The sequence below is a fragment of the Atribacterota bacterium genome, from assembly GCA_039638595.1.
Taxonomy (GTDB): domain Bacteria; phylum Atribacterota; class Atribacteria; order Atribacterales; family Caldatribacteriaceae; genus Profundicultor; species Profundicultor thermophilus.
The window spans coordinates 1-11033 of record JBDIWM010000056.1 but is presented as its reverse complement, the minus strand read 5'-3'; the positions used below and the strand labels follow the sequence as shown (position 1 = coordinate 11033).

Below are 11033 nucleotides of genomic sequence, written 5' to 3'. Positions count from 1 at the left end.
ATTCAGAATCTGAATAACATTGAGAAAAGCCAACGCAAAGTACTCAAGAAGCGGTTGGATCACATCACGAACCACGGCATTGCCAGCGATTGCCAGCTCCATCAGCTTTTTGACACAGGCAGAACCATCTTCTTCTGAGGAAAACAAAAACTGACACGACGGTTCCTCATGGATTAACTTTTCGACTCCCAACCCCGAAAGAAGCGACATGAGACACCCTCGGTTTCCACATTTACAGTATCGCCCACTTCGATCCACGACCATATGACCAAATTCTCCCGCGTTGCCCAAGAAACCCCGGTAAAGCTTTCGATCAATAAAAATAGCTCCTCCCAGTCCTGTGCTGATGGTCATATAAACCGCGTGAGAAAAATTTCTTCCTGCTCCCAGATGCATTTCTGCAAGACCGGCTAAATTTGCATCGTTGTCGATCACCACTTGCATTCCAATTTCTTCCTGTATCATCTCCGCCAAAGGAACACCCCTCCAGGCTTCATTGAGAAGGTTGGAATACGAAAATGTCGCTCGTTTTGGAAAACAAATTGGTCCAGGATATCCCACTCCACATCCGATTATATCAAACTCTCCATAGTGACCTACGAATTGCTCTACATTCCTTGCCAGAAACCTAGCAAGCTCTTGAGGGGTGAGCCAGCGGTGCTCCTCTGTCAAGAAAATATCAAGAAGATGGAGTGTCTCATCAACAAGCCCTATACGCAGCTTCGTTCCCCCGATGTCGATCCCCAGAGCAGCCTTTTTTCTCATATTGTCTATCCTCTTCTACAGAGCGTGTTCGGTACGGCGGATAATGTCCTCCTGGGTCCGGGGATCCAGCGCCACAAAGAGCGCACTGTATCCAGCTACCCTCACGATGAGGTCACGGTATTTTTCGGGGTTTTTTTGCGCTTCCCGCAGGGTTTGGGCATCAACTACGTTAAACTGAATATGCCAGCCCTTGAGGTCTCTAAAGAAAACGGTAATAAGCTGTATGAGTTTATTCAGACCCTCTTCGGTAGCGAGAACTGATGGCGTAAATTTGAGGTTCAGAAGCTGCGCAATCGTCTTGATCGTAGGCAATTTACCTACTGACTTCATCACCGCCGTTGGACCAGCCTTTTCAGTGTTGTAGTAAGGTGATACTCCTTCAGCGATGGGTTCATGGGCTTTCCGGCCATCAGGTGTAGCACCGACAGCCATTCCCAGAGGGACATTAGCAGAAATATTCGACGTTGAACCACAGTAGGTACCCCCAACCGGGCCTCGACCATAGCGGGTATTTCGGTATTTCTTGATTTCCTCCAGATAATCGTTGAAAATTTGACAGGCCAGTTCATCGATTTCCTCAACATCGTTTCCGTATTTAGGCACTTCTTCCAGAAGGAGTTTCTGTACCATCTGTCCTTGATAACTGGCAAAGTTCTCTTGCAACGCCTCAAGAAGCGCATCCCACCGAAGGACTTTTCGTCGGTAAATGAGCTCTCGAATGTTCGCCAAACTATTGGTTACATTAGCCAACCCCGAAAAAAGACCACTAATCACATCGTAGACTGCCCCACCCTCCTTAAGATGTCTTCCCCGATCAAGACAGTCTTCCACAAGCGCCGAGCAGAAAGCATCGGGAACGAGTTCTTCAAGAGCAGTATCGGCTGTAACATCCATAAGCACCTGGCATCTGGTATAGAAATTAAGCTGTTTCCTGAACTCCCCGTACAATGCTTCGAAACTCGCACACTGGGCTGGCAAACGGGTAGTCAAAAGACATACATTACTCCGAGGGCAACGGCCTCCGTAAAGGGTTAATTCCAGAATTTTTAATACATTGAGAAATGTCATGCCAGTGTTGCGATAGCCCCATTTTCCTGGAACCGCTGCTTCCACACATCCCACAATAGCATAATTGCGGGCGTCCTCAATGCTTACCCCTTTGTCAAGAAGAGCAGGAATAATAATTTCGTCGTTTTTCATTGCCGGCATACCAAATCCCAGCCGAATTACTCTGGCACATTCCTTCAAATACAAACGTGGAGAAAGAACATGGAAACGAGCCGAAAGGTTTGGAGTTGTTAATCGCAATCCTCCCACTGCTTTGAGAATGAGATAGCTGAGTTCATTCGTTGCATCATGGCCATATCTATTTTGTCCACCAATGGTAACATTCTGGTAGGTGGTGTACCCAATACCAAACTGGGTATGCGACCAGGGACGGATTTTGTTAATAGTGAACATTTTTACAAACAAATTCTGCAAGATTTCAACGGTTTCTTCAACAGTAATCCGTCCCGCTTCGAAATCCTTTTTCCAATAAGGATAAAGGTACTGGTCAACCCTTCCTAATGAAAACGAATGACCGTTACTCTCAATCTGGGTGATCAAATGAACAAACCAGATTGACTGCACCGCCTGCCAGAAGCTTTGGGGCGGATTTTCGGGAACCATCTGCACATTTTCCGCCATTTGCAAAAGTTCTCTTTTCCTTTGCCCATCGGTCACAACCTGGGCCTCAAGACGAAGCAACTCTGCGTATCGATGTGCAAAATGAATAGCTGCTTCCAGGGTGATCAAAACCGATTGATAGAAAATCTGTTTTTTCAGATATTCAGGATCACTTTCGGAAAGGTTATCCATCCGGGATTTCGTTTCCTCGATGACCCCCCGCAAGCCACGCTGAAGCACCTTTTCAAAATGGACAATGATATGCCCATCACCAGAAGTAATGTTTCCCCTTCCAGATATGACACCCATTTCCTGAGCTTTATTGACAAAATCAGGGATGATACTCATGGCCCGGTCATAGAGTGTTTTCCCCTTCCAGTAGGGGATGACTTCCTCAAGTAGAATTTTTCTGTCTTCCTCGCTTACCTCAAACACATCGCCAGGACGCCGCTCAAATTCGTCAATTTCTTTTTCAATCCAGTCCCATGAATACTCCGGGAATATCGGCGCACCCCTAACTTTCGAAGCCTGGTTACCTACAATAAGTTCATCTTTGTATACCGTAATACTCATCCGCTTTAGCGTTTCCGCCAATGCCCTGGCCCGCCGAAGAATTGGCGGGTCTCCCTCAAAGAATCGATAAATTTCAGTATAAATCCTGGCTCGCTCCGTACAGACCTGAGGAACGGTACGTAACAATTCCTCTCGCATCACCCGAATCCGCTCAGTCATGCCAAAAGGCAACTCAATTAACTTTGGCTCTTCAACAAGTTGCACGCTCATATCCTAACCTCCTTTCCCGCTCAAATCCGCTTTCGCACCACTTCAAAGTGAAAATACTTCGAATTATAATAATCCTTCGAAAATGCCACTACTCTTCCATGCACATCAAAGTGCAAATGCTCAAGAAGCAAAAATGGAACTGTTTCGGGAAGCCTGAGTTTTGCTTTAATCTTTCCTTCCGGAATATAGGGAATAATCTTGGCTATGGAATGTGAAACAAAAATACCCCTTCTTTCCAGAGCTTCAAACAGTGATCCCTGCCAGTCTAAAGGCGTGAAATCAGCAACAAGTTCTTTGGGCAAAATGTCTTCGAGATAGAGCACAACTTCATCATCAAAACCCCTTACCCTTGTAAACAGGACAAGTGGTGCCTCTCTACGAACCCCAAGTTTTTCTGCCAAAAAAGAATCAGCACCCACTTCCTGAATTTCCCAACTCAGCGTTTTGAGATCAATTCCCGATTCCCGAGCCATCTCGGTTGCACTCCTCAACTGGGCGATATTTTTTCCCAAGGATTTAGGATCAACAGCCAGATAGATTCCCTTTCCCTGCTTTACTTCTACAAAGTGCAACTGTTCTAAACTCCGGATGGCTTCGCGTATCGTCGTTTTACTTACCGACAAAAGCTCAGAAAGTTCTTCGATAGAAAAAAACCGTTCCCCTTTGGAAAAGCCCTTCCGAAAAATCAGGTTCATTATTTCTTTTTTTGCCTGACTAACCAAATTATCTCGAGTTATCATATCATATGATCACATGAATAGCATATCAAAGATTCCGTGACAGGTCAAGCACGATAAAATCATCAAAACAACTTTTTGCCATCTTCCGCCAAAGGGTATAAAATATCACCATCAAACCCAAGGAAAGGAAGCGGGTACTCAGACCCTAAATCAGGCTTGTTCAATTTGGAACGAAAATCCTACAAAGTGTTGACGCTATTCAGCCAGGAATGGTCGTACAGTTTATTGGTCAAAAGCTGGGCAACACCCAGATTCAATTGTACGTGGAAATAACACTAATGGAAGTCACAGTCACCCGCCCAATTCACAGTCAAGCACCGGAGCTTCATAAAAGCAAAGTAATCTTGTTTTTCTGAAAATCAATGATACCCAACCTCATCGAATATCAAAGAATAACAAAAATCGAAAGGAGCCTATCATCATGAAAACGAAGATCATTTATATTATTGCGTTGGGATTCCTTCTTAGTTCTACTTTTCTAGAGTACTCTCAAGCCAATTCCTCAGAAAATCCAACCCTTTTTCTTACGCTCCTTAAAGAGGAACGTTACGAAGAAGCGTACAAAATGGAAGACCAAAAGATGCAGGAACTCCTACCTCAGCACACCCTACAAAAAATGTGGGAAAATATGAAAAAAAACCTCGGAAAACTCATGTCTTTTGAGACCAGAGCTACTACCACAAAAGATGGATATCTTGTTGCAAATATCCTCTGCCGGTTCGAAAAAATGACCCTTCTTGCCCAGGTAGCCATTGATAGCGAAGGAAAAGTTGCCAGTTTATATTTTCTTCCCTATACCGAACACCAATATACTCTTCCACCGTATGTCGATCAGGATCGGTTTTCCGAGCGGGAAATCACCTTCGGGGTCCCCGAATGGGAACTTCCCGGTACTCTAACCATTCCCAGAGAAAAAGGTCCCTTCCCGGCAGTGGTTCTTGTCCACGGTTCTGGCCCCAATGACCGTGACGAAACCGTCATGGGCAACAAACCCTTTCGGGATATAGCCTGGGGACTCGCCACACAGGGCGTAGCAACGTTACGATACGACAAAAGAACATACGTTTATGGCATGAAAATTTCTTCCTCACCGGAAATATCCAGATTCACCGTTGAAGAAGAAGTGATCACCGATACCTTACAAGCCCTGCAGTTTCTAAGCAGGCAACCGGAAATTGACCCCGAAAAGGTATTCCTTTTTGGACACAGTCTCGGGGGCTATCTTGCTCCGGAAATAGCTTTTCGCGATGGAAAACTGAAAGGAATCATCCTTTGCGCTGCTCCAGCAAGACCTTTACACCAGCTCATCCCAGAACAAATGGAATATGTGTTTTCCCTGGATGGTGTTCTGGCTTCAGACGAAACCCAGCAATTGAAAGCGATCCAAAAAGCCGTTGAAGGCATCAACCAAAGGATCTTTGCACCAGAAGAAATCGTCACCGAGTTAGGGGGACACGCAATCTATTTTTATAGCCTCATGGACATCAATCCTCTGAAAAGTGCCCAGAAAATTCTTGTACCAATTCTTATTATCCAGGGAGGAAGAGATTATCAGGTAACCGAAAAAGACTGGAATCTTTGGAAAGAAACACTGGTGTCGAAACTGGCAGTTTCTTTTCAGTGCTACCCTTCTCTGAACCATCTACTCTGCCCAGGAAAAGGTACTCCAAGTCCTCAAGAATACGAAACACCGAATCATGTTGACGGAAACCTGGTCCAAGACATCGCTGAGTGGATTAAAAAACGGGCCTACTCCAAAGAATAACTCCATAACTTTGCTTTTGAAACCCACCACGGTCCTATGTTTACAACAGAAAAGGGATACGCTTCACCAAGAAGATACTCCTTGGACACCATCCTCAGAGGCTGATTCCATAATTATTGACATAGAATCACACAACTCTTGCAAAAATGAGGAGATTCGATATAATATTGGCAAGGGCGGAAATAGCTCAGGGGTAGAGCATCGGCTTCCCAAGCCGAGGGTCGCGGGTTCAAATCCCGTTTTCCGCTCCATTTTTTTCGAGTAGCATTTCGTCATGAGATACTGTTTTCAACCAAAGATATGTCCCGCTCTTTTTGAAATTACTTCACCACCAGAACCTTGGACCGGTCGAGAGTCAAAACCACCGCCACCATGGTAATGGTTCCCGTGACGACAAGCTGATAGTAGACGTTGACACCCACCACATTAAGGCCGTTACCGATGAGGGCTACCACAAAGGTGCCAAGAAGGGTGTTGAAAATCCCGCCCACTCCCCCGGTGAGGGCCGTACCGCCGACCACACAGGCAGCAATAATCTGGAGCTGATAAGGGGTACCGATGGTGGGGTCGCCGCTGAACATTCGGGCCACAAGGATGAAGGAAGCCAGAGCAGCAGATATTCTAGACAGGACAAAACAGAAGGTTTTAACCCAGTAAACTTTTACCCCACTGAGGCTGGTGGCCTGCTCAGAGTTTCCCACGGCGTACACATACCGACCAAAGGAGGTGTAATACTGGATAACCAGAAAAAGGACAAAGAGGGAAAAGCCCAAAATATGGGATCCTTTTAAAAAACCGGTGTGAGCGTTCAAAAAATCAAGAGCCCTGAAAGCCACGGGTTTAACACCAATCGGTTTTCCGCCGGAAATGATGAGAGCCAGACTCTGGTATATCCCGCTGCACCAAAGGTGCCGATAAAAGAGGGGATTTTTAAACGAGTAAAAATGAGACCATTGGCAAACCCTAAAAGGGCGCCCAGGACGAGCACCAGCAAATAGGCCCAGAAACCAGAAGAATTCAAAAACATCACGAAAAGAACGGTGAAAAAGGAAAGCATCGAACCAATGGAAAGGTCGATACTACCAATCATGATGACAAATGTTAAGCCGATATTGGCCACAAAATAGGTCATGGTGTATTCGAGGAGTGCTTTCATGTTATACGAAGAGAGAAAAGAACTGGGATTGGTAATACCAAGGGTTAAAAAGATAAAGATAACCACACTCAAGGCCAGAATTTTATCTTTGCTCACGGCTTCTCGCCTCCCAGACTAAACCACATACCCGATTAAATCGGAAGGATTGGGCTTACAGGTTATAGCATCAAGAATAGCGGTGATTTTTCCATCTTTCATGGTGATAATGCGGTTGGCTAGCTCGATATCTTCTTCAAAGCTGTCACCAATGAGAATCATGGCCATGCCCTGTCTGATAAACTCTCGAATCAGGGCATAAATTTCGTGTTTGGCTCCCACATCCACACCCCTGGTGGGATGCGACATGATCAAAATTTTTACTTTTGACAACAACCACTTTGAAAGGACTACCTTTTGCTGGTTGCCCCCACTGAGATTCCGACACAGAGCAAAAGGTGAAGGAGTTTTGATGCGCAGTTTCTCAATCATGTTTTTCGAAACACTCAGTTGAAACTCCCGATCTAGAAAAAGTCCTTTCCGAAGGCGGTAGAGAATTGGCAGAGTGACATTTTCAAAAACCGGAAGGTTCAGAACCAGCCCATCGTTGCGCCGGTCCTCAGGGATGTACCCAATACCCAGAGCAAAAGCCTCGGCCGGAGAAGAAGTCCGCACTTCTTTTCTGTGGAGGTAGATTTTTCCGGCACCAAGAGGCATCAACCCATACAGAGCGAGACAAAGCACCTCTTTCCCTGAGCCCACCACCCCACAGATGCTGATAATCTCCGCTTCTCGAAGATGAAAGCTGACATCTTCAAACGCTCCTTTTCTGGTGCAGTTTTTGAGTTCCAAAATCACTTTGGGGATGGGTTCAACCTGTTCAGAAATCAGGTAGTACTCTCCATGAAACTCTCGACCCACCATCTTGCTCCGCAGCAGGTCTTCGTCGAACTCCCCCTTTTTGGAACATGCAGCGTTCTTCCCATCCTTCATCACGTACACCCGGTCACAGAGCTCCACAACCCCGTTCAACCGGTGGGAAATGTAGATCACTGAAATCTGTTTCTTTAACTCCCGCAGTTTAGAAAAGAGAAGCTCTACCTCCCTTTCTTCCAAGACCGTGGTCGGTTCGTCTAGAACAATCAGGGGTTACTGATTTCTGCCTGGCGGGCCACCCAGATGTTTCGCAGGATTTCCACCATCTGCCTTTCCATAAAGGTTAATTCGTGGAGATATGCCAGAGGAGAAACGGTGATCCCTATTTCCCGAAGGAGGTTTTCCACCTCCCAAATCATTTTTCCACGATTGATACCCCCCATGCTGGCAAATTTCTTTTCATTACCCAGGAAGATATTCTCATAAACCATCAAGTTTGGTAACACAGCCTGCTCCTGAAAAACCATGGCAATACCAAGATTACGGGCCTGCTGAGGGTCACGGATAGAAACTCTCTGCCCAATTAAATATGATTTCCCCGGAATCAGGCTGGTATATCCCTGCCAGGACCTTCATCAGGGTACTTTTACCGGCTCCATTTTCTCCCACTAACCCCACGATTTCCTGAGGCATAACCTCAACGTTCACATCGTCCAGGGCTTGAACGCCTGGAAAGCTTTTGCAGATCTTTTTCATTACCAGCAATGGTTGATTTTCCAAAGGGAAAACCTCCTATTTCATAATCTTGATCTTCTTACGATCAATGGTCAACGCCACGGTAAAGATCAAGATTGTCCCGATTACTCCCTGCTGGACATAAGGACTGATGCCCATCAGAATCAACCCATTTCGCAGGATGGTGAGAATAAAAGTATCAACAAGGACTTTGACAGCATTTCCCACTCCACCGGTGATGGCAATTCCTCCCAGAACCCAGGAGCTGATGGAATCAAAGGTGAGGCCAAGGGAGGCATTGATATCCCCAGAACCAAGTTTAGCCGTCAAAATTGCCCCGGCAAACCCATACAGGGCTCCAGCCAGACCGAAGATACCAATTTTAGTCCGATTGACACTAATACCGAGATCTCTGGCAATGGCTTCGTCTCCAAAGATGGCCAGCACATACCGGCCGAAAATGGTTCGCCCATTTAAAAACCACATGACAAAAAATACACTCAGGGTGAGTAAAAAGGCTACCGGCACAGGACCTATCCTTCCCATTCCAATCTGGCTAAAACCCCAGTCGGTAATGGGAATGGTATTTCCCCTGGTGAGCAATATCCCCACACCAGTGGTGATAAAACCAACCCCCAGAGTCACCATAAAGGAAGGAATCTTAAACCTGTAGAGAAGTACCCCGTTCAAAACACCACAGCTTAATCCCACGAGAAGAGCTACAAGCAAGGCAGAAAAACCAAAGTTATTCTGATTCACCAGATTCTTAACCAGGAAACTTGTAACGATTCCGCTTAAACCCGCAACCCCCGCCACAGAAAGGTCAATGCTCCCCGCCATCAGCACAAACCCCATCGCCAGAGCGGTAATCCCCAGGGGAGAAACCAAATCAAGAATGTTGGAAAGATTGGTTAGAGTAAAAAACCGGGGATTCGCCAGACCCAGAAAAATGGACAGCAAAACCAGAGCCACCAGCGAAGCATTGTCCACCAGAACTCCAAACTTTTTCCTTTTGATTTCAACCATGGCTACGCTCACAAAGAACCCTCCCCTGGGGGGCTTAGGCCCAAAAAAACCAGCCCCCCAGAAATGCTCAATCCCTACTCGTTAATTCCTCTCACCCATCTTCCCCAGTAATTCGTCCAGTCGTATTCTGGTTTTCCTTCCACGTAGTTCTGAATATACCAGCCAATGTTCTCTTTGGTTACCAGAATGCTCTTGGCAATCCATTCCCGCTTATTTTCAGGTAACTCCTCAACTTTGATATCACCTTTCTTGGCCGCCAGGGCAATCGCCAGAACCACACCACCCTGCCAGTAGGCATCCGAAGAAACCGTGGCCACGGCTTCGCCTTTCTGGATGGCAGTGATCATCTCAGGAATGGCGTCAACACCGGACACTGGAACCTTTCCAGCCAGTCCCCGTGCTCGCAGGACCTCGATGGCACCTGTGGCCATATCGTCGTTCGCATACCACACCGCCTTAATGTCCGGGTGAGCAGTCAGAGCGTTGGAAACAAGGTTATAGGCTTTAGTCTTCAGCCAATCTCCTGCTTCCCAGCCTACCAGTTCTATTTCCGGATACTCTTTCAGTGCCTTTTGAAAACCTTCCTAGCGCTCGATTGCAGCACTGTTCCCCAAAAGACCCTGGAGGGCGAACACCTTCCCCTTTCCACCAATGGTGTCAAAAAGAATCTTGGCCGTATTATAACCCGAAGCCCTGTTATCAAACGTGACATGGCAAACCCAGTATTTGTAATCGTTCACCCTTACATCATCAGGTTTGTTCTAGAAGGTCAGGAAATATACTTTACTCTTTTCCAGCTCATTGGCAATGGCCACCGCGTCAGTGGACTGGTTGGAGTCAATGCAGAATACCAAATTTCCCTTGGAACGGGCCACCAGAGCCTTTAATATCATTCAGTTGCTTCTCGCTGGAACCCTCACAGGTCAAAATCACATTGTAATCTTTCAACCCGGCCCACTCAGCGAACATCTCCGCCTCTTTGGCCCAGGCCGCATAGTAGGGATTCGTGAGACTTCGGATAGCCGTACCAAGATACACCGGCTCTTCGCCGAACGCCATACTACCAGCCAATAGACACACTACAAGCACCATTCCAATTACCTACCAAATCCGTTTCATAGACTACCTCCTTCCAGTACAGAGCTTGATTTAACAATCTGACGATTAATCGAGAACACCAAAAACGGCTTCCTCTCACCTCTTTTTTCTTTTGGAAGGCAGATTGCACTCAAAGATCCTATTACCCCAAAAATGGGGTAACCCGCTTCAGATTAACAAATAAAGTCATCTTTACCACTAATTATATGAAACCTCCCAGGCTTTGCCAATTGACTTCACCGAAAAAACCACGTTTTTCCTCCATCCCCCAACGCTTTTCGATTCCTCGATTGGGGAACTTTTTCTTCCCACAGAAAACCCAGACAATTAGATTAACCTTATCCATCTGTGTAGGTTCATAGAAATCCGCAACAGGTGGGTAGACAAAAAAGTGCAGGAACCGGTATCCTCACTCCAAAAGTAGTAAAAAACTCAGAAGAAGGAG

Annotated in this window: 12 protein-coding genes, 1 tRNA gene and 1 pseudogene; 2 read left to right on the top strand and 12 right to left on the bottom strand. The window is 46.2% G+C overall.

Going from position 1 to position 11033, the window contains the following annotated elements; genetic code table 11:
- The 3 genes from ABDK92_10095 to ABDK92_10085 form a co-directional block, all read right to left on the bottom strand.
- Positions 1-765 (bottom strand): ROK family protein (locus tag ABDK92_10095; GenBank protein ID MEN3186956.1); only part of this gene is annotated, 765 nt, incomplete at its 3' end.
- Between the two features lie 15 nt (positions 766-780).
- Positions 781-3216: a glycyl radical protein gene (locus ABDK92_10090; protein ID MEN3186955.1), complete on the bottom strand. Its 2436-nt coding sequence runs from the start codon at positions 3214-3216 to the stop codon at positions 781-783.
- Between the two features lie 20 nt (positions 3217-3236).
- On the bottom strand, positions 3237-3956 hold the full coding sequence (locus tag ABDK92_10085) for a GntR family transcriptional regulator (GenBank protein MEN3186954.1): 720 nt from the start codon (positions 3954-3956) through the stop codon (positions 3237-3239).
- Between the two features lie 421 nt (positions 3957-4377).
- Here ABDK92_10085 and ABDK92_10080 point away from each other — a divergent pair, with 421 nt between their 5' ends.
- Positions 4378-5721 (top strand): alpha/beta fold hydrolase, encoded by a 1344-nt coding sequence (locus ABDK92_10080; GenBank protein MEN3186953.1) that lies wholly within the window; start codon positions 4378-4380, stop codon positions 5719-5721.
- Positions 5722-5897: 176 nt separating this feature from the next.
- Positions 5898-5972, top strand: a tRNA-Gly gene (locus ABDK92_10075).
- A gap of 69 nt (positions 5973-6041) precedes the next feature.
- Here the strand turns inward: ABDK92_10075 and ABDK92_10070 are convergent.
- The 9 genes and pseudogenes from ABDK92_10070 to ABDK92_10030 all read right to left on the bottom strand — a co-directional run bounded on the left by ABDK92_10070 (position 6042) and on the right by ABDK92_10030 (position 10582).
- A complete protein-coding gene (locus ABDK92_10070) occupies positions 6042-6494 on the bottom strand; it encodes an ABC transporter permease (GenBank protein ID MEN3186952.1) in 453 nt (150 codons plus the stop codon).
- A gap of 35 nt (positions 6495-6529) precedes the next feature.
- Entirely contained in the window at positions 6530-6973 is a 444-nt protein-coding gene (locus ABDK92_10065; GenBank protein MEN3186951.1) for a hypothetical protein, read from the bottom strand.
- A gap of 18 nt (positions 6974-6991) precedes the next feature.
- Complete coding sequence (locus tag ABDK92_10060) at positions 6992-7969, bottom strand: ATP-binding cassette domain-containing protein (protein ID MEN3186950.1); 978 nt, start codon at positions 7967-7969, stop codon at positions 6992-6994.
- A gap of 26 nt (positions 7970-7995) precedes the next feature.
- Positions 7996-8223 carry a hypothetical protein gene (locus tag ABDK92_10055; protein ID MEN3186949.1) on the bottom strand — a complete coding sequence of 76 codons (228 nt, stop codon included), beginning with the start codon at positions 8221-8223 and terminating at the stop codon, positions 7996-7998.
- A 64-nt stretch (positions 8224-8287) separates the two neighbouring features.
- On the bottom strand, positions 8288-8509 hold the full coding sequence (locus tag ABDK92_10050) for an ATP-binding cassette domain-containing protein (protein MEN3186948.1): 222 nt from the start codon (positions 8507-8509) through the stop codon (positions 8288-8290).
- A gap of 12 nt (positions 8510-8521) precedes the next feature.
- On the bottom strand, positions 8522-9502 hold the full coding sequence (locus ABDK92_10045) for an ABC transporter permease (GenBank protein MEN3186947.1): 981 nt from the start codon (positions 9500-9502) through the stop codon (positions 8522-8524).
- A 62-nt stretch (positions 9503-9564) separates the two neighbouring features.
- A pseudogene (locus ABDK92_10040) lies at positions 9565-10062 on the bottom strand (sugar ABC transporter substrate-binding protein).
- A 12-nt stretch (positions 10063-10074) separates the two neighbouring features.
- Entirely contained in the window at positions 10075-10230 is a 156-nt protein-coding gene (locus ABDK92_10035) for a hypothetical protein (GenBank protein ID MEN3186946.1), read from the bottom strand.
- Between the two features lie 97 nt (positions 10231-10327).
- Entirely contained in the window at positions 10328-10582 is a 255-nt protein-coding gene (locus tag ABDK92_10030; GenBank protein ID MEN3186945.1) for a hypothetical protein, read from the bottom strand.
- Positions 10583-11033 lie beyond the last annotated feature (451 nt).

Excerpts from the sequence above, each read along its gene's own strand:
- ABDK92_10090 (MEN3186955.1), bottom strand. The coding sequence starts at position 3,216 with ATGAGCGTGCAACTTGTTGAAGAGCCAAAGTTAATTGAGTTGCCTTTT.
- ABDK92_10085 (MEN3186954.1), bottom strand. The coding sequence starts at position 3,956 with ATGATAACTCGAGATAATTTGGTTAGTCAGGCAAAAAAAGAAATAATG.
- ABDK92_10080 (MEN3186953.1), top strand. The coding sequence starts at position 4,378 with ATGAAAACGAAGATCATTTATATTATTGCGTTGGGATTCCTTCTTAGT.
- ABDK92_10030 (MEN3186945.1), bottom strand. The coding sequence starts at position 10,582 with ATGGTGCTTGTAGTGTGTCTATTGGCTGGTAGTATGGCGTTCGGCGAA.